Below are 18716 nucleotides of genomic sequence, written 5' to 3' on the forward strand. Positions count from 1 at the left end.
CACGCGGCCTGGGCCGGGATGCTCCGGTCCGGCCACGGCAGCGCGGTTCACCCCGAGGAACTGCAGCAGCTGGCCGAGCGCAGCGCCGAGCTGCTGCACCGGGCCGGCCACGAGCAGCCGTTCCAGGCCCGGCTGGCCGAGCAGGCCGGCGCGATGCTGGTCGACAACCACTTCAGCGACCCCGCGGTGCTCTCCGACGCGCTCCACCTGCTGACCCGCCAGTCGCTCCCGGACGACGGCCGGGGCCCGGCACTGTGCGGCGCCTTCGCGGCGGGCTGGGCGGCGGCGCTGCGCGAGCGCACGCTGCGTGAGCAGGAGTCCATCCGGCTGGCCGCGGACACCGCGCGCCAGGAGGTGGAGAAGGCGCTGCGGGCGTCCGAGGCGCGGTTCCGGGCGCTGTTCGAGAGCGCCGCGATCGGGATCGGCCTGGGCGACACCGACGGCAACATCCTGGCGGTCAACCGGGCGCTCGGCGAGATCTTCGGCGGCGGCCCGGCGGACCTGACCGGGGTGCGGGTCAACGACCTGGTGCACCCCGAGGACACCCCGGGCGTCTGGGAGGCGTACGAGGACCTGATCAGCGGCAAACGGGAGTACTTCCAGTTCGACAAGCCGTACTACCGCCGGGACGGCGAGGTGGTGTGGACCCACCTGACCGTGTCGCTGATCCGCGACGACGACGGCACGCCGCTCTACCAGGTGGCGATGCTGGAGGACATCACCGACCGCTACCGGCTGCAGGAGCGGCTGCGCCACCAGGCCACCCACGACCCGCTGACCGGCCTGCCCAACCGGGCGGCCTTCTTCGAGCGGCTGGAGAAGCTCTTCGAGGAGCCGGAGCCGGGGGCCCGCTTCGGGCTGTGCTACGTCGACCTGGACGGCTTCAAGGTGGTCAACGACTCGCTCGGCCACGACATGGGCGACCAGCTGCTGACCGCCGTCGCGGGCCGCCTGGAGTCGGCGCTGACCCCGCTCGGCCACCTGGTGGCGCGCCTGGGCGGCGACGAGTTCGTGGTGCTGCTGGAGAACTGCCGGGGCGAGCAGGAGGCGGTGGCCGCCGCCAAGACGGTGCTGGCCGCGCTGGCCAAACCGGTGCTGATCGGCGACCACAAGCTGGCCGTCGGGGCCAGTGTCGGCGTGCTGGAGCGGCGGATCGCCACCACCACTCCGGGCGCCGCGGTCCGGGCCGCGGACCTGACCCTGTACCGGGCCAAGGAGGCCGGCCGGGGCCGCTGGACGCTGTTCGACCCGAAGGAGAACGCCCGCGCGGTCAGCCGGTACGCGGTGTCGGTGCGGATGCCGGCCGCGCTGGACCGCGGCGAGTTCTTCATCGACTACCAGCCGATGGTCGACCTGGCGGACGGCTCGATGGCCGGCGTCGAGGCGCTGGTGCGCTGGCGCCACCCGCAGCTGGGCGTGCTCGGGCCGGACGAGTTCGTCGGCGTCGCCGAGGAGACCGGGCTGATCATGCCGCTCGGCCGCTGGGTGCTGGAGCAGGCCTGCGGGCAGGCCGCCGACTGGGTGGCCCGGTTCGGCGACCGCGCGCCCAAACTCTCCGTCAACCTGGCGGTCCGTCAGGCCCGCAACGCGGGGCTGGTGGCGGACGTCGACCGGGTGCTGCGCACCACCGGCCTGGAGCCCTCCCGGCTGCAACTGGAGATCACCGAGTCCACCGTGGTCGGCCCGGAGGACGAGGCGCTGAAGGCGCTGCACGCCCTGGTCGACATGGGCGTCTCGCTGGCCGTGGACGACTTCGGCACCGGCTGGTCCAACCTCGCCTACCTGCGCGACCTGCCGGTCTCCGCGCTGAAGATCGCCGGCTCCTTCGTCGGCGACCTGCACGACCCGGCCAAGGACACCCACCTGGGCTGGCGGATCGTCAGCGGCCTTGTCTCGCTGGCCCACACGCTCGGCCTGACGGTCACCGCCGAGGGCGTGGAGAGCCGCGCGGACGCCGAGCGGCTGCGGCTGATGGGGTGCGACTGGGCGCAGGGCTGGCACTTCGGCCGGCCGGTGCGGCCCGGCGAGATCGCCCGGAGGATCGCCGAGGCGAACCTCCCCGAAACGGACCTTGCTCGCGAAAGCTAGAAAATTCGGACAAAGCCCTTGACGTGCTGTCCGGATCCGTCCGAAGATGAGGGCAGCTGGTACCGCTTCTTACGCGGTCCACCAGGCGTTGCCAGGGGCGTCCTCCGGACGCCGAGAGTGCCGACGCCAGTTCTGGGGCCTGTGGGGGGCCTGTCCTCGAGGGACAGCCGATCCGGGGGATCACACGGATCGCACGCCCGCGCGTCGTGCTTCGCTCTCTTCACCATCCACCGGGCACCGGTGTGCCCGTGTGCTTCCCGAGGGGTTCCTCGACGATGAGCACCACTGCGCCCTCCGACCACCACGTCGACGGTGTACTGTCCACCCCCATGCGCCGGGCCGGCGACCGGCTCCCGGCCAGGCAGCTGCCGATGCGCCGCAAGACCGACTTCGTCACCCGCCACTCCGTCAGCCTGATCGTCCCGGCCCGGGACGAGGCCCGCAACATCCCCTGGGTGTTCGAGCAGATCCCGAGCTGCGTCGACGAGGTCATCCTGGTCGACGGCTCCTCCAGCGACGCCACCGTCGCGGTGGCCCGGGAGTGCCTGCCGACCGTCCGCAGCGTGCAGCAGACCGGCCCCGGCAAGGGCACCGCGCTGCGCACCGGCTTCGCCGCCGCCACCGGCGAGTACATCGTGATGATGGACGCCGACGGCTCGATGTGGCCCGGCGAGATCCCGCACTACCTGCACTTCCTCGACAACGGCTACGACTTCGTCAAGGGCTCGCGGTGCATCGCCGGCGGCGGCTCGCTGGACTTCACCCGGATCCGGGCGGCCGGCAACCGCGTGCTGCTCTCCGTGGTCAACCACCTGTACGGCGCCCACCTGACCGACCTCTGCTACGGGTACTGCGCGTTCCGCCGCAGCTTCCTGGCCGAACTCGACCTGCGCTCCACCGGCTTCGAGATCGAGGCCGAGATGGTCGCCCACGCCTTGCGCTCGGGCCTGCGCCTCGCCGAGGTCCCGAGCCTCGAACTCCCCCGCCGCAGTGGTCGCTCGCACCTCCACGCCGTTTCCGACGGCCGCCGGGTCCTGCGCACCCTGATCGCCGAACGTCCCGGCGCCAGGGCGGCGACGGCCGTTGCCACGAGGGAGGAGTGAGGAAGATGGAAGGCTCCGACCGGCGCGCCGAAGCTGCCTGCCCCCGCTTTGCCGTCCGTGACTCGCTCTACACCCCCGTCAGGGTCGTCGAACTGGACCTGGACGAACCGGACGAGCTGCGCTCTCCCGGCGGATCCGGACCGGCCGACCCCGAAGGCCGCGTGTTGGCGTTGGTGCGGCTGCACGGGCACCCGCTCGGTCTGGTCCAGGCCACCGGTACGGCGGGCGACCCCGCCTCGCTGTGCCGCGCGCTGGTCGACGCCGCCTACCGGGAACTCCACGTCCCCGCGCAGTCCACCGCGGCACCCGCGGCGCGGCACAGTCGGGTCGGCCGCGCCCGGGTGCAAGCGGGCACGCCCCTGGTCAGCGTGGTCGTCGCCACCCACAACCGGCCCGCGATGCTCCGCCAGTGCCTCGACACCCTGCTCCGCAACCCCTACCCGCGGTACGAGGTGATCGTGGTCGACAGCGCGCCGGACAGCGGCGCCGCCGAGACCCTGGTCCGCGGCCGGTACGCCGACCGGGTGCGCTACCTGCGCGAGGACCTGCCGGGCGTCGCCCGGGCCCACAACCGGGCCCTGGCCGCGGCGCGGGGCGAGATCCTCGCGATCGCCGACGACGACTGCCTGCTCGACCCGGACTGGGTCGGGGCGGTGGCGGCCGGGTTCGCCGACGACCGGGTCGGGTGCGTCACCGGCCTGATCCTGCCGGCCGAGCTGGAGACCGCCGCCCAGGCGGCCCTGCACGAGCACGGCAACTTCGAGAAGGGCTTCGCCTCGCAGGCCTGGTCCCTCGACCGGCCCACCCGCGACCCCCTCTTCCCCTTCACCGCCGGACAGTTCGGCTCGGGCGCCAACATGGCCTTCCGGACCGACGTGCTCCGCGCCATCGGCGGCTTCGACCCGGTCATCGGCACCGGCACGCTCGCCTTCGGCGGCCACGACCTGCTCGCCTTCTTCCAGGTGATCACCCGCGGCTGGACGCTGGTCTACCAGCCCGACGCGATCGTCTGGCACCGGCACCGCCGCACCGAGCGCGACCTCTACGGCCAGGCGTACGGCTACGGGGCCGGCCTCGGCGCCTACCTGGTCGCCGCCGTCGCCCGCGAGCCGGCCGTGCTGCCCGCCATGCTCCGCCGCCTCCCGCGCGGCGTGCGCTACGCGCTCGCCCGCAGCCGCCGGAGCGGCCGGGTCGCCGGCGTCGGCCGCACCTCGCCCCGCACGTGCTCCTCCCGGATCTCCCGGCTGGAACTCGAAGGACTGCTGTACGGTCCGGTCGGCTACCTGCGCAGCGCCCTGCGCAGCAGGACCGCGGCGCGGTGATCCGCCGTGCTGCACACCACCGCGGCCCGCACCTCGGCCCCCGGCACCGGGTGCCCGTGCGAGCTGCCCGCGCCCTGCTCCTTCCGCTGCCTGGTCCGGGCCCGGGCCCGGACCGTCGTCCGGGGCGAGCCGCTGCTGCGCAACGGGTACGTGCTGACCCTCAGCTCCGTGGTGGCCGCGGCGATCGGCGCGCTGTTCTGGCTGCTGGCCACCCGCTGGTACAGCGCGGAAACGGTCGGCCGCTCCTACGCCGCGCTGTCGATGGCGGCCCTGCTCTCCGGGATCGGCCAGCTCAACCTGGGTGACGTGCTGGTCCGCTTCGTCCCGACCGCGGGGCGCCACTCGCGCCGCATCGTGCTCCGCAGCTACGGCCTCAGCACCCTGGTCAGCGGCCTGGCCGCCGGGGTCTTCCTGCTGCTCCTCCCCTCCTTCGCCCCCCAGCTGGGGTTCCTGCACAGCCCCGGCATGGTGGTCGCCTTCACCCTCTCGGTCGCCGGCTACAGCCTCTTCGTCCTCCAGGACGGCGTGCTCACCGGCCTGCGCCGGCCGCACTGGGTGCTCGCCGAGAACGCCCTCTTCGCCGTCGCCAAGGTGGGCCTGCTGGGCCTGCTGGTCGCCTGGGTCTCCACCACCGGCATCCTGCTCTCGTGGAGCGGCGCGCTGGTGGTCTCGATCGTCGTCACCAACGTGTACCTGTTCCGCCGGGCGCTCCCGCAGCACGAGCGCTCCGCGCCGGAGGGCCGGCCGCAGCCCCGGATGGTGCGCTACGCGACCGCCGACTACCTCGGCGCCCTGCTCCGCGGGGTCGCCTACAACATCACCCCGCTGCTGGTGCTCAACGAGCTGGGCCCGGCAGCCAGCGCCCACTTCGCGCTCGCCTGGGTCGTCGCCTACACCTTCTACCTCGCCGCCCTCAACATGGGGAACTCCCTGCTCGTCGAGGCGGTCCGCGCCCCCGAGCGGCTGAGCGAGCTCGGCCGCCGGGTGCTGCGGCACGCGGGCCTCCTGCTCGCGGTCGGCATCGGCGTCGTGGTGGCCCTCGCCCCCGTGGTGCTGTCGCTCTTCGGCGGCTCCTACGCCGAGCACGGCACCACCGTCCTGCGGCTGCTCGCCCTCTCCGCCCTGCCCAACCTGGTGCTGGACGTCGCCGTCGACGTGGCCCGGGCCCGGCAGGCACTGCGCTGGATGGTCGGCCTCCAGGCCGCCCTGTGCGTCATGGTGCTCACCCTGACGGTCCTGCTGCTGCCCGTCATCGGGCTGGCCGGGGTGGGCCTGGCCTGGCTGGTCGCCGAGAGCGTGCTCGCCGTCCCGCTCCTGCTCATGCTCCCGACCTGGCTGCCGCGTGCCGCCCGCTCCCGGCGCCCCGGACCGATCGGAGTCGGCCATGTCACCTGACTCGGTTTCCGCCACCCGCAGCCTCAGCGTGGTGATCTGCGCCTACACCATGGCCCGCGTCGAGGACCTGCACCGGGCCGTACGGTCCGTGCAGCACCAGTACCGGCCGGTGCAGGAGGTGCTGCTGGTGATCGACCACTGCCCCGAACTGGAGTCCTACGCACGGGAGTTCCTGACCGGGGTGCGGGTGGTCGACAACACCGGCCGGCGCGGCCTGTCCGGCGCCCGGAACACCGGCCTGGCCGAGGCCGGCGGCGAGGTGGTCGCCTTCCTCGACGACGACGCGGCCGCCGACCCGTGCTGGACCGAGCACCTGCTGGCCGCCTACCGGGAACCGGAGGTGCTCGGGGTGGGCGGGCTGGTCCGCCCCCGCTGGGACAGCGCCCGGCCGCCCTGGTTCCCGCCCGAGTTCGACTGGGTGGTCGGCTGCAGCTACCGGGGACTGCCCGAACGGTCCGGGCCGGTGCGCAACTTCATCGGGGCCAACATGTCGTTCCGGCGGGCCGAGGTGCTCGCGGCCGGAGGATTCCGCACCGACCTCGGCCGGGTCGGCACCCGCCCGCTCGGCTGCGAGGAGACCGAGCTGTGCCTGCGGCTCAGCAGGCGCCGCCCCGGCGCCGAACTGCGCTACGAGCCCGCCGCGACGGTCAGCCATCACGTCCCCGACTCCCGGGCCACTTGGACCTACTTCCTCTCCCGCTGCTACGCCGAGGGCCTGTCCAAGGCCGCGGTCGCGCGGCTGTCCGGCCGGGGCCCCGGGCTCGCCTCGGAACGCACCTACCTCCGCTCCACGATCCCGCGGGCCCTCGTCCGCTGCCTGCGTCCGCGCAGCCCGGCCCCCCGCCGGCTGGCGGCGCTGGGCGGCGGAGTCCTGGCCGCGGGCCTGGGATACACCGCCGGCCGCATCCGGCTCCCGGCGTCCGCACCCGCCACGGGAGGCACGCCATGACTCCGGTACCGGTCTTCATCTACCACTCGGTGTCCGACGACCCGGAGCCCTGGATCGCGCCCTACACGGTCTCCCCGAAGGCGTTCGTCGAGCAGCTCGACCGGATCGAGGCCAGCGGCCGCACCGTCGTCCCGCTGCGCAGCCTGGTCGCCGCCCTCCGCGGCGGCCCGCCGCTCCCGGACCGCTGCGCCGTGCTCACCTTCGACGACGGCCACGAGGACTTCTACTGGACCGTCGCCCCGCTGCTGACCGAGCGGGACCTGCCGGCCACCCTCTACCTCACCACCGGCGCCATCCGGGTGCCCGGCGGCCGCGCCTCGGGGAGCATGCTGCCCGAAGCGCCGATGCTGAACTGGCGCCAGGTCAGCACCCTGGACGCGCTCGGCTTCGAACTCGGCGCCCACTCGCGCACCCACGCCCAGCTGGACACGCTGCCCGCCCGCCGGCTCGCCGACGAGGTGAAGGGGAGCCGCGCCGACCTGGAGGACGCGCTCGGGCACCACGTCCGCGCCTTCGCCTACCCGCACGGCTACTCCAGCGCCGCGGTCCGCCGCTGCGTCGCCGCGGCCGGGTTCGGCTCCGCGACCGCGGTGGTGAACGCCTTCAGCTCCGCCCAGGACGATCCGCTGCGGATCGCCCGGCTGATGGTGATGGCCGACACCCCGGCCGAGCGGTTCCAGCAGTGGGCCGACGGGCGCGGCGCGCCGGTCGCGCCGTTCCCCGAGCACCTGCGGACGAGGGCCTGGCGGGTCTACCGCCGGGTGCGGTCCTCGCTGGGCCGCCCGGTGGCGTGCTGATGGGCGCCCCGGATCCGGCGCGCGGCGCCCACCGCCTTGTCGGCGACCGTCCCGCTGTACCAGCCGAGCTCCACCAGGCCCGGGAGCGGGTCGTCGCGGCAGAGCCAGGCCCGCTCGGTGCTCCGCCGAGGGCCGACCGACGGGGGGACGCGCCGCTCGTTCCAGGCCTGCACCAGGGCGGACGGGACGTCCAGCAGGGCGCTGGCGAACTGCCGCTCCCGCTGCGGCCCGTCCGGCACCGGACGCCCGGTCAGCGACAGGTGCAGCGCCCGGACGACGTCGACGCCGTCGACCGTCTCGAACATCCGGAACTGGGCGCCCGTCCGCGGATTGAAGTCGACCAGCTTGTACCGGCCGTCCCGGCCGTCGTACCGCCAGTCCATGTCGGCGGCCCCGGCGTAGCCGATCCGCCGGCACAGCTCGGCGGCCAGGCGGGCCAGTTCGGGGCTGGACTCCGCGGAGCCGCGGGCGGTCACCCCCGCGTCGGGCGGCCAGGACCGGACCTTGCGCCCGGTGAAGACCGTGAGCGGCTCACCGCCCGGACCGCAGACCAGATGCGCGCACCAGTCCTGCGAGTGCTCGGGCGGCAGGTACTCCTGGAGCAGGACCGACGGACCGTCACCGTTCGCTCCGGCGCCCGGTGCGCAGAACGACACCAGCTCCGCCTCGTCGCGGACGACCGTGCTGTGGCCGACCACCGGACTGCGCAGCCGGGTGTAGGGCGCCAGGTTCTTGAGGATCAGCGGGTAGCCCCACGCGAGGGCGGTGGCCCGCACCGCGTCCAGGTCCGGCGGGGCGGCGGCGCGCGGGGTCGGCGTGCCGGTGGCGGTGCAGATCTCGTACAGCCCCGCCTTGTCGGCCAGCCGCCGGGGCAGACCGGAGGGCACCGACGGCAGCAGGAAGTGCTCGGCCAGCTCCTGCGCGTTCTCGGCGAGGAGCACCGCGGCCTCGTCGTCGGTGGGCAGGGCGACCGCGCGCCGCCCGACGGCACGGCCCAGCCCCATGACGGTGTCCACCAGCTGCCGCGTCGGTTCCAGCCCCGAGCAGGGCGCGACGAACCCGGCGGTCAGGTAGCGGGAGCGGGCGGCCGGGGTCCAGCGGTTCTCCACCATGGCGTACACCGGTACGCCGAGCCGGCCGAGGCTGCGGATCGCGCCCACCACACCGTGGTGCTGGGGGTAGTGCCCCACCCGTACCAGGAGCACGGGGACGTCACGGTCGAGGTCGATCCGGTTGCGCGTCATCAGGGCACTCCCTCACCGATCGCACCGTCGGGGTGCTGGAGCAGACGGTCGGCCCGTGACCCATTCTCGGCACTCCGCGCGACCGTCGCGACCGTGCTTGCCCCCGCCGTCCCCCGTCGGCGGGGCCCGGACCGGGCAGCGGACATGCCGTCGGGTCCGCGGGGGTGCAAGCTGTACGAGGGATCGATCACTGAGTGTCGAAACCCCCTGGAGGGCACCGTGTACTCCAGTGCCAATGCATCAGCCGTACCGGTCACCGTGGTCGGCGCCGGACCGTACGGCCTGGCCACCGTGGCGCACCTCCGGGCACGCCGTGTCCCGGTCCGCATGTTCGGGATACCCATGGAGAGCTGGCGCGTCAGGATGCCGGTGGGGATGTTCCTCAAGTCCACGCCGGCCGCCTCCTCGATCTCCGACCCCGCCGGCCGCTTCGGCCTGAACGCCTTCAACGCGCTCGAAGACCGGCCTCCGGCGGGCGACCTGCACCCGGTCGCCATCGAGGACTTCATCCGCTACGGGGAGTGGTTCCAGAAGTCCTGCGCCCCGGAGCTGGAACGGACCGTGGTCCGCCGGATCGACAGCGACCCCGCGGGGTTCCGCGTGGAGCTGGAGACGGACGAGGTGTTCACCAGCCACCGGGTGGTGATGGCCACCGGGCTCGGCCCCTACGCGTACGTCGCGCCGGAATTCGTCCCGCTGGTCGAGGCCGGCGTCGCCTCGCACCCCTCCGCGCACGACGACCTGTCGCGGTTCGCCGGGCAGCGCGTCGCCGTGGTGGGCGCCGGACAGTCGGCGCTGGAGAGCGCGGTGCTGCTGCACGAGGCGGGGGCGCTGCCCACCGTCGTCGCGCGGGCGCACCGGATCCTCTTCGGCGATCCGCCGGCCGGCGACTCCGGCCGCGACCGGCCGCTGCCGACCCGGCTCGCCAAGCCCTGGTCCTCGCTCGGGCCGGGCTGGTCCCTGTACGGCTTCGCCAACGCCCCGGCGTGGTTCCGGCTGCTCCCGGAGGACACCCGGCACCGGCTGGTGAAGACCGTGCTGGGGCCGTCCGGCGGGTGGTGGCTGCGCGAGCGCTACGACGGGAGGATCGACACGCTCGCCGGGTACCGGGTGACCGCCGTCGCGGCCGGCGCCGACTCGGCGCGGCTGACCCTGCGCGGCGAGGCCGGCACGATCGAGCTGGAGGCCGACCACGTGCTGGTCGCCACCGGCTACCGGGTGGACGTGGACCGGCTCACGCTGCTCTCCCCGGAGATCCGGCGGGCGGTCCGCCGCACCCGCGGGGCGCCGCTGCTCGGCGCGGACTTCCAGGCCTCGGTCCCGGGCCTGTACTTCACCGGCCTGTCCGCCGCCGCGACCTTCGGCCCGGTGCAGCGCTTCGTCGCCGGCACCGGATTCGCCGCCCGCACCATCAGCGCCGCGGTGGCCGGCGGGACGGGAGGACGGCGCAGGTGAGCCCGCTGTCCCGGCGGACGGCGACAACGGCCGGCGCGACCGGCCGGAGCGCCACGACGGCCCCGCCCGAGGCCCCCGCGGCCTCGCGGGGCCGCCGCGCGGCGGTGTACGCCTCGTACGCGCTGCTGCCGCTCTCCGTCGGCCTGTGGCTGCTGGCCCTGCGGAACGTCCCGCTGGACCGGATGGGCGACCTCGGCCTGCTCCAGGTGCTCCCGCCGCTGTACTGGGTGGCCGTCGGGCTGCTGACCGTCGGCTTCGCGCTCTCCCTGGCGAACCGGCGCACCCGCACCGGTCAGTTGACCGGGTACGTGCTCGGGCTGATCGCGATGATCCACGCGACGCCCACGCTGCTCTACCCGACGCTGCGCTACGCCTGGGCGTGGAAGCACGTCGCCGTGGTCGACGCGATGATCCGGCACAACGGGCCGGTCCCCGACGCCCAGGGCTTCGAGATCTACAACCAGTGGCCGGGCTTCTTCGTGCTGAGCGGCCTCCTGTTGCGGGTGACCGGGGAGCACTCGATCCTGGGCTTCGCGGCGTGGGCCCCGCCGGTCACCAACGCCCTGCTGCTCGCCCCGCTGCTGCTGCTCTACCGCGCGGTGACCCGCAACCGGACCCTGGTCTGGGGCGCGGTGTGGATCTTCTACTCCTGCTCCTGGGTCGGGCAGGACTACTTCGCCCCGCAGGCCTTCGCGTTCCTGCTGTACGTCACCGTGATCGCGCTGGTGGTCCGGCGGCTGCCCGCCCGGTCCTCGCCCGGCGGGGGCGGCGCGGACCCGATGGCCGCCCGGCACGGCGCGGACCCGTCGAAGGGGCACGGCCTGGGGATCCTGCTGGTCCCGGTGTTCGTGCTGGAGGCGGTGATCGCCTCCTCCCACCAGCTCACCCCGGTGATGCTGGTCGCCGCGCTGCTCGGCCTGGCGATCCCGAGGCGCAACCGCCGGACGGTGCTGCCGGCGCTGGCCGGGGCCCTGGTCCTCACGGTGCTGTGGGACCTCACCGTGGCGCGCCCCTACCTGGCCGCCAACATCCACTCGCTCGTCGACGCCCTGCTCTCGCCGGACGGCAACCTGGTCTCCGGCTTCGTCGGGCTCGGCGCGGCGGCGCCCGGCCAGGTGCTGGTGGCCTGGATCGACCGGGGCCTGTCGGCCGCGGTGTTCGGCCTCGCGCTGCTCTGCGTGATCCGCCGGCCCTGGGTGCGGCACACCGCCGTCCCGATCCTGGCGGTCGCGCCGCTGCCCCTGGTGGTGGCCAACCCCTACGGCGGGGAGATGGTCTTCCGGGCGTACCTGGTCGCGCTGCCGTCCACCGCGTTCCTGATCGCGGCGCTGCTGCTGCCGGCCGGTCCGCACCCGAAGTGGCGGGCGGCGGTGGCGGTGACGGTGTCCGCGGCCCTGCTCGGCGGGCTGTTCTTCGGCTACTACAGCAAGGAGGCGATGAACTACTTCACCACCCAGGAGGCGGAGGCGGTCCGCCGGGCCGTCGCGACGGCGCCGCCGGGCGCCCTGGTGGTCACCCTGAGCGGAACCCTCCCCGGCGCCGCGCAGGACTACGACCTGCACCCGAGGAACGAGCTGTTCCGCGGCACCCCGGACCAGGTCCGGGAGCTGTCCCACGACCCGCTCTCCGGCATCTTCGACTCGCTGCAGAACACCCCGCCCGGCGTCCCGGCCTACCTGATCCTGACCCGCGGCCAGGCCGCCGAGACCTACCTCACCGGCCTGCTGCCCGCCGACACGATCGGCCGAATGCAGCAGGCCGCCGACCTCTCCCGGCGCTTCACTGTGGTCTACCGCAACGACGACGCCGTGGTCTACCGGTTCGTGCCGAACCCGGTACCGGCCGGATCCACCGGAGGAGGGTGATTCCCATGGACCGGCTCCTCCGCCGCGGCTGGCTCGCGCTGTCCGGCTGGGCCGCGCTGGCCTGCACCGCACTGCCCGGCCCCGACCTGCTGCGGCTGGCGGTCACCGCCGCCTTCCTCGTCGTCTGCCCCGGTCTGGCGCTGGTCCGGCTGGTCCACCCGTTCACCCTCCGGCGCGGCCTGCCGCTCGACACGCTGGAGCGGGCGGTGCTCTCGGTGGCCCTGAGCCTCGCGCTGACCGCGCTGGTCGCCGAGGCCTTCTACCTGGCCCGGGCCTTCACGGTGGCCCGCGCGACGGCCGCGCTCGCGGTGCTCACCACGCTGCTGGTGCTGGTCGCCGCCGTCCTCGACCGGGAGCGGATGCGCCGGCCGGGGCCGCGACCGGCCGAGCCGCCGGGGGAGAAGGCCGCGCCGGACGGCCGGCTGCGCCGGGTCGCCGGCCTGGGGTCGGCCGGACTGCTGGCCCTGACGACGGCCTGCGGAGGGTCCTCGGCCATGCCGATCGGCCTGTCGGCGCCACGGTCCACGGCAAGCGTGGACCTGTCCGTCCCGACCGCACCCGGCCCCTGGAAGAAGGTCTTCGAGGACGACTTCCTCGGCTCCCGGCTCGACCGCGCCGACTGGGCCACCTGCTACGACTGGAACGACGACGGCTGCACCAACGCCGGCAACCACGAGCTGGAGTGGTACCTGCCCTCCCAGGTGAAGGTCGCGGATGGCGAGGCGCAGCTGGTGGCCGAGCGCCGCAGGACCGTCGGCTCCGACGGCAAGGTCTACCCCTGGACCTCCGGCATGATCACCACCGGCCGCGACTCCTGGGACGCGCCCCCGCGCCACACCTTCACCTACGGCTACTTCGCGGCGGCGCTGCGGGTCCCGGACGAGGACACCATGTTCCCGGCGTTCTGGCTGCTGCCCGAGGCCCGGAAGGTCCCGCCCGAGCTGGACGTCGCCGAGTTCATCTCGGACGCGCGCTCGGTGCAGATGACCGTCCACTGGGCGGAGCCGGACGGGAGCGACACCCACCAGGCCGACCGCTACGGCCCGGTGGACTTCCCCGCCGGGTTCCACGTCTTCGCGGTGGACTGGGAGCCGACCTCGCTGACCTGGTACGTGGACGGGGTCGAGCGCTTCCGGGTGACCGAGCCGCAGAAGATCCCGAACGTCCCGATGGAGATCCTGATCAACCTCGCGGTCGGCTACCCCGTCCCGCCGCCCGCCGACGTCGACACCGCGACGTTCAAGGTGGACTGGGTGCGGGTCTGGCAGCGGCCGTCCTGATCGGGTGTTCAATTGTCTTGTACGCGTCCACCGGCTAGGGTGCTCGGACGCCCGCCGGGAGCGGGCACCGTCACCGGGGCGCCTAATCCCGTCCACCCGGTCGGCGGCACCTCGGAACTCGAGCCGGACGGGAGCGGGGGAACCAGGTAGTACGCCTGGCATTCCCGTTCCCCGGGGCTGCCACGGCTCGGGGTGAAGCCGTCCCGCAGGCGGCCGGGCCACTCGTGCGGCCCGAACCCGACAGCTCACCTCGCAGGCGTCGCAGAGGACTGCACCCATGCGCATCTCCGCCACACCTGCCCGGGTCGGCGCGGTGGCCGCGACCGGCCTGGCCGTCGTCGCCGGAATCGCCTTCACCGGTCTCGGCTCCGCCGACGCCGCCACCGGGACGACCGTGATCCAGGACCGGCTGGCACCGACCTCCATGACCGCGGGCACCGCCGCGTCCGCCAGCCTCTCCGTGCACGCCGACCGCTGCGTCACCGCCCGCTCGGTGGGCGTCGCGGTCCGCGACGCGGCCGGCAACAACCTGGACTTCCCGGGGTCGAGCGGCCGGACCCGGGTGTGCCAGCACGGCTACACCCTCACCACCGACAGCCGGACGCTGCCGGCCGGCGAGTTCACCGTGTTCGGCTACTGGCAGGACCTCTCCGGGGGCTACCACAACCTGCCCGCCAAGCGGCTGACGGTCAACGCCGACGCCGCCCAGGCACCGGCCCCCTCGCAGCCCAGCGCGACGGCGACCGCCACGCCCACTCCGGCCGCCACCCCGTCGTCCGCCCCGACCCCGACGGCCGCGCCCACCACCCCGACGGCGTCGCCCACCCCGACGGCCGCGCCGACCCCGACCCCCACCCCGTCGCCGTCCGAGTCGCCGTTCGCGACCCCGAAGCCGACGCCGACGGCGACCTCCACGCCGACCGCGACCGCCGACCCGAGCGCCTCCGGCACGCTGACCTTCTCCGACGACTTCACCGGCAGCTCGGTGCCGCTCGGCAGCTGGACCGGCTGCTCCTCCAACGGCCCGATCGCCAACAGCCACTGCTCCGGACTGCCGGCCGCGGTGGACGCCAAGTGGTGGGCCTACCCGTCCGGGTGGAAGGACACCTCGAAGAACGGCACCTACAACCCGGCGAAGGCCCTTTCGATCGCCGACGGCCAGCTGAACATCCACCTCAACCGGGACTCCACCGGCACCTGGGTGGCCGCGCCGACCCCGAAGCTGCCGGCGAACACCACCTACGGCACCTACGAGGTGACCTGGAAGGCGAGCTGCGCCGCCGGCTACAAGGTGGCCTGGCTGCTCTGGCCGGACTCCGACCGCTGGCCCGGCGACGGCGAGATCGACTTCCCCGAGGGCGACCTGTGCGGGAACGTCTCCGCCTTCATGCACCGCCAGAACGGCACCTCCGGCGGCGACCAGGACGCCTACTCCACCGGGATCAAGACGGCCGGCAACTGGCACGTCAGCCGGATCGAGTGGCAGCCGAACGACCTGAAGTTCTACCTGGACGGCAAGCTGATCGGCCACTCCACCTCGCGGGTGCCGAACACGCCGATGCACTGGGTGCTGCAGTCCGAGACCGCGCTGGACGGCACCGTCCCGGCGGTCGGCAGCTCGGCCGACATCGCCGTCGACTCGGTGCGCTACTGGAAGGCCTCCTAGCCTCCCGGCGTCGCGGCAGTGCCCCCGGACCCGCGCAGGGGTCCGGGGGCACTGCCGCGAGGTCTCCCGGCGGGGCTCAGCCGCAGTGCGTCCAGCCGCTGGTCCAGGAGGTGCCGCCGAAGGAGCCGCCCCACTGCACGCAGGTGTCGGGGGCGCGCTTGATGATCGGGCCCGCGTAGTAGGTGAAGCTGCCCGGGTTGCCGGTCGAGGTGCCGCCCTTGACCGCCAGGGTCGCGTTCATCGGCACCGGGCCGCTCGGGCTGCCGGCGATCGTGGTGACGCAGTTGTCGCCGGTGGCGCCCTTGTACAGCAGGTACACGGTGGCGGCGCCGAGGGAGTGCGAGTCGATGACGGCGAAGCCGCTGCCGCAGACCTGGACCGGGGTGTACGGCTTGCCGGGCGGCGGGGTCGAGGTCTGCGACTTCTCCGGGGTGGGCGTCGCGCTGGGCGCGGGGGTCGGCGAGGACGCACCGCCCGGCGGGGCCTTCGTCGCGGGCGCGGTCGGGCGTCCCGAGCCGGCGGACGCCTGGGCGGACCCCGGCGTGGCGCCGGTCGCGGAGGGCGACGCCGAGGCCGGGTCGCCGGTGGAGGCGGGGGACGGCTCCGCGGAGCCGGAGGGCGGGCCCCCGACCGGGGCCGGGGCGACGGCGGAGGCGCCGGTGCTCCCGGCCGCTGCCGCCGGGCGGGCCGGACCGCCGCCCGAGCCGCCCGGCACCACCAGGACGGCCAGACCGCCGATGGCCGCCGTCGCGACGGCGCCCGCCGCCGCGACGCGCAGGTGCTTGCGGCGCCGCAGCTCCTCCTGGTGTCGCTCCGCCATGGCGGTCCAGTCGGGCTCGGCGGCCCTGGTCACCAGCGGGTCGCCGCTCCCGCCCGGCCATGATCCACGTTGTCCCGTCATGGGCCGAGATCATAGAACACCCGTCAGTTCCCCCCTGGTCGAGGGGCGTTCGCGGACGGACGGACGGGCGGCCGGTCCGCGGCCGTCAGGCGGTGCGGCTGTGCGGGAGGGGGACGGAGAGGTCCAGCGCGATCGAGTGGCCGGTGTGCTCGACCTTGGCCCGCAGGTAGCGGACGTTGCTGGGGGAGAGGTGCACGCCGGTCGGGACGCGCTCGGTCACGGTGACGCCGAGGTCGGCGAGCTGGCCGGCCTTGTCCGGGTTGTTGCTGAGCAGCCGGATCGCCGGGGCGCCGAGGGTGGCCAGCATCTGCGCGGCGGCGGTGTAGTCGCGGCCGTCCTCGGGCAGGCCCAGCGCGGTGTTGGCCTGGTAGGTGTCCAGGCCCTGGTCCTGCAGGGCGTAGGCGTCGAGCTTGTTGTAGAGGCCGATGCCGCGGCCCTCCTGGCGCAGGTAGAGCAGGTACCCGCCGGCCTCGGCGATCCGCTCGACCGACTCGCGCAGCTGCGGGCCGCAGTCGCAGCGGTCGGAGCCGAAGACGTCGCCGGTGAGGCACTCGGAGTGCAGCCGGACCAGCGGGGTGCCGCCCGGCTCGGGCTCGCCGAGGGCCAGGGCGAGGTGCTCGGCGCCGTCGGCCAGGCCGTGGAAGGTGGTGACCTCGGCCTCCACCCGGTACCCGTCCGGGAAGGTGAGCGGGATGCGGACGCGCGCGCGGACGGTGGCGGCGCCGGGAATCGCCCGGGCGGTCTCGATGTTCGTCATTCCGTCCTCCGTGGTGCGCGGGTGTGGCCCGAAGCCTGTGGTTCAAATTCGAACCGATCGTGCCGGGCTGACGCTACACCGTTGTTCCAATTTGAACAACCTCTTTCGGCCCAGCGGCCCCGCGTTACCCACCGGTACCCCCGAGGCTGGACAGGGACGGTGCAGGCGACCCAGGTGAGGCGGCATGTCCAAGGCGTTCGGGTTCGTGGAGTACGGCGGACCGGAGACCCAGGAGTTCCTCGACCGGCCGGTGCCCGACCCCGGCCCCGGCATGCTGCTGGTCGCGGTCCGGGCGGCCGGGGTCAACCCGGCGGACTGGAAGAAGCGGCGCGGCCTGTTCGGCACCGGCGGCGAACTCCCCGTGGTGATGGGCACCGAGGCGTCCGGCGTGGTGCTCTCGGTCGGCGCGGGGGTGACCGGCTTCACGCCCGGCGACCAGGTGTTCGGCATCGCCCCGGCCGGTGCGTTCGCCGAGCACACCCTGCTCGCCGCGCGGACCACCGCCCGCAAGCCCGTCGGGGTGGGCTTCGCGCAGGCCGCCGCCCTGCCGGTGGCCGGCGCCGCCGCGTACGGCGGGCTCGAGCAGCTCGGCCTGCGGGCCGGGCAGACCCTCCTGGTCCTCGGCGTCTCCGGCGGCGTCGGCACCGCCGCCGCGCAGATCGCCCGGGCCCGCGGGCTGCGGGTGATCGGCACGGCGAGCGGGATCAGCGCGGCGTACGTGCGCACGCTCGGCGCCACCCCCGTCGACTCCAAGGGCCCGGTCGCCGACCTGGTCGCGGCCGCCGCGCCCGAGGGCGTGGACGGGCTGCTCGACCTGGTCGGCGGCGACGCCCTGCGGGCCGCCGCCCCGGCGCTCCGGGCCGGCGGCCGGCTGGTCTCCACCGTCGACCGGGACGGTGCCGCCGCGCTCGGCGGCGGCTACCTGGCCTGGGACCCGAAGGGCACCGTGCTGGCCGCGCTCGCCGACCTCGTCGCGGCCGGCGAGCTCGACCCCCACGTCTCGGCGACCTACCCGCTGGCCCACGCCGCCGAGGCGATGGCCGAGATCGAATCGGGCCACGCCCGCGGAAAACTGATCCTGGAGATGAGCTGACCCGTGAAGATCACCGAGCCGACCGAGGGCGCACCCTGCTGGGTCGAACTGTCCACCAAGGACCCCGTCGCCGCGAAGGCCTTCTACCACGAGCTCTTCGGCTGGCGGGTCGAGGTGTCACCCGACGAGAAGGCCATGGGCTACACCATGCTCTACGTCGGCGAGGCCGCCGTCGCCGGGCTGGCCGGCCTGATGCAGCCGGACCAGCCGACCGCCTGGACGGTGTCCTTCGCCGCCGCCGACACCGACGCCTGCGCCGAGCGGATCAAGGCGGCCGGCGGCCGGCTGCTCGTCGAGCCGATGGAGGCCCTGGACTGGGGCCGCTTCCTGATCGCCGCCGACCCCTCCGGCGCGGTCCTCTCCACCTGGCAGGGCCGCTCCTTCGGCGGGGCGCAGCTGATCGACGAGCCGGGCTCGCTCGGCTGGGTCGAGCTCGCCACCCGCGACACCCACGGCGCCAAGGAGTTCTACACCCGGGTGTTCGGCTGGAGCGTCACGGTCGGCGAGATGTACACCCAGTGGGGCATCGCCGGGCGGGACTTCGGCGGGATGCTCGACATGGCCGACCAGTTCCCGCCGGACGTCCCCCCGTACTGGATGCCGTACTTCGCGGTCGCCGACGTCGACCTGACCGCCGAGCGCGCCGCGCTGCTGGGCGCCACCGTCACCCTGCCGCCGACCGACGTGCCGGACGGGCCGCGGCTGTCGGTGCTGCGCGACCCGCAGGGGGCGGTGTTCGGCATCCACGTGGCCGGCAGCGGGGGCTGAACCCCGGCGACGGCGGCGGGGCCCGGCGACGGC

At 74.4% G+C, this 18716-nt stretch carries 15 protein-coding genes and 1 riboswitch; of the genes, 12 read left to right on the plus strand and 3 right to left on the minus strand.

Annotation, left to right across the window (positions count from 1 at the left end):
- The first annotated feature begins 18 nt into the window (after nucleotides 1–18).
- The 6 genes from ABEB06_RS29680 (at nucleotide 19) to ABEB06_RS29705 (ending at nucleotide 7654) form a co-directional block, all read left to right on the plus strand.
- A complete protein-coding gene (locus ABEB06_RS29680; RefSeq protein WP_425559811.1) occupies nucleotides 19–2088 on the plus strand; it encodes a putative bifunctional diguanylate cyclase/phosphodiesterase in 2070 nt (689 codons plus the stop codon).
- A 275-nt stretch (nucleotides 2089–2363) separates the two neighbouring features.
- A complete protein-coding gene (locus ABEB06_RS29685) occupies nucleotides 2364–3191 on the plus strand; it encodes a glycosyltransferase family 2 protein (protein WP_345699973.1) in 828 nt (275 codons plus the stop codon).
- A 5-nt stretch (nucleotides 3192–3196) separates the two neighbouring features.
- Nucleotides 3197–4513: a glycosyltransferase family 2 protein gene (locus ABEB06_RS29690; protein WP_345699974.1), complete on the plus strand. Its 1317-nt coding sequence runs from the start codon at nucleotides 3197–3199 to the stop codon at nucleotides 4511–4513.
- A gap of 6 nt (nucleotides 4514–4519) precedes the next feature.
- Complete coding sequence (locus ABEB06_RS29695; protein ID WP_345699975.1) at nucleotides 4520–5908, plus strand: lipopolysaccharide biosynthesis protein; 1389 nt, start codon at nucleotides 4520–4522, stop codon at nucleotides 5906–5908.
- The gene (locus ABEB06_RS29700; RefSeq protein ID WP_345699976.1) at nucleotides 5898–6857 is read left to right on the plus strand and encodes a glycosyltransferase family 2 protein; all 960 of its coding nucleotides are present in this window, start codon (nucleotides 5898–5900) and stop codon (nucleotides 6855–6857) included. Before ABEB06_RS29695 ends, ABEB06_RS29700 begins: the two co-directional genes overlap by 11 nt.
- Nucleotides 6854–7654, plus strand: a complete 801-nt coding sequence (locus tag ABEB06_RS29705; protein ID WP_345699977.1) for a polysaccharide deacetylase family protein — start codon at nucleotides 6854–6856, stop codon at nucleotides 7652–7654. Before ABEB06_RS29700 ends, ABEB06_RS29705 begins: the two co-directional genes overlap by 4 nt.
- Here ABEB06_RS29705 and ABEB06_RS29710 read toward each other — a convergent pair.
- The gene (locus ABEB06_RS29710; RefSeq protein ID WP_345699978.1) at nucleotides 7609–8898 is read right to left on the minus strand and encodes a carboxylate--amine ligase; all 1290 of its coding nucleotides are present in this window, start codon (nucleotides 8896–8898) and stop codon (nucleotides 7609–7611) included. The two genes, ABEB06_RS29705 and ABEB06_RS29710, sit on opposite strands and share 46 nt — an antisense overlap.
- Before the next feature lie 258 nt (nucleotides 8899–9156).
- Here ABEB06_RS29710 and ABEB06_RS29715 point away from each other — a divergent pair, with 258 nt between their 5' ends.
- The 4 genes from ABEB06_RS29715 (at nucleotide 9157) to ABEB06_RS29730 (ending at nucleotide 15164) form a co-directional block, all read left to right on the plus strand.
- Nucleotides 9157–10353 (plus strand): NAD(P)-binding domain-containing protein, encoded by a 1197-nt coding sequence (locus ABEB06_RS29715; protein ID WP_345702038.1) that lies wholly within the window; start codon nucleotides 9157–9159, stop codon nucleotides 10351–10353.
- Nucleotides 10350–12218 carry a glycosyltransferase gene (locus ABEB06_RS29720; RefSeq protein ID WP_345699979.1) on the plus strand — a complete coding sequence of 623 codons (1869 nt, stop codon included), beginning with the start codon at nucleotides 10350–10352 and terminating at the stop codon, nucleotides 12216–12218. The genes ABEB06_RS29715 and ABEB06_RS29720 overlap by 4 nt, the downstream gene beginning before the upstream one ends.
- Before the next feature lie 5 nt (nucleotides 12219–12223).
- Nucleotides 12224–13498 carry a family 16 glycosylhydrolase gene (locus ABEB06_RS29725; RefSeq protein ID WP_345699980.1) on the plus strand — a complete coding sequence of 425 codons (1275 nt, stop codon included), beginning with the start codon at nucleotides 12224–12226 and terminating at the stop codon, nucleotides 13496–13498.
- Nucleotides 13499–13609: 111 nt separating this feature from the next.
- Nucleotides 13610–13772: riboswitch (cyclic di-AMP (ydaO/yuaA leader) on the plus strand.
- A gap of 3 nt (nucleotides 13773–13775) precedes the next feature.
- Nucleotides 13776–15164, plus strand: coding sequence for a glycoside hydrolase family 16 protein (locus ABEB06_RS29730; RefSeq protein ID WP_345699981.1), 1389 nt, complete (start codon nucleotides 13776–13778; stop codon nucleotides 15162–15164).
- Nucleotides 15165–15240: 76 nt separating this feature from the next.
- Here the strand turns inward: ABEB06_RS29730 and ABEB06_RS29735 are convergent, their stop codons facing one another.
- Both ABEB06_RS29735 and ABEB06_RS29740 read right to left on the minus strand, forming a co-directional pair.
- Nucleotides 15241–16065 carry a hypothetical protein gene (locus ABEB06_RS29735; protein WP_345699982.1) on the minus strand — a complete coding sequence of 275 codons (825 nt, stop codon included), beginning with the start codon at nucleotides 16063–16065 and terminating at the stop codon, nucleotides 15241–15243.
- 85 nt (nucleotides 16066–16150) lie between these two features.
- On the minus strand, nucleotides 16151–16822 hold the full coding sequence (locus ABEB06_RS29740) for a GTP cyclohydrolase II (protein WP_345699983.1): 672 nt from the start codon (nucleotides 16820–16822) through the stop codon (nucleotides 16151–16153).
- Nucleotides 16823–17006: 184 nt separating this feature from the next.
- On the opposite strand from ABEB06_RS29740, the gene ABEB06_RS29745 reads away from it, so the two are divergent.
- Nucleotides 17007–17915, plus strand: coding sequence for an NADP-dependent oxidoreductase (locus ABEB06_RS29745; RefSeq protein ID WP_345699984.1), 909 nt, complete (start codon nucleotides 17007–17009; stop codon nucleotides 17913–17915).
- 3 nt (nucleotides 17916–17918) lie between these two features.
- A complete protein-coding gene (locus ABEB06_RS29750; protein ID WP_345699985.1) occupies nucleotides 17919–18683 on the plus strand; it encodes a VOC family protein in 765 nt (254 codons plus the stop codon).
- Nucleotides 18684–18716 lie beyond the last annotated feature (33 nt).

The sequence above is a fragment of the Kitasatospora terrestris genome, assembly GCF_039542905.1.
Lineage (GTDB): Bacteria > Actinomycetota > Actinomycetes > Streptomycetales > Streptomycetaceae > Kitasatospora > Kitasatospora terrestris.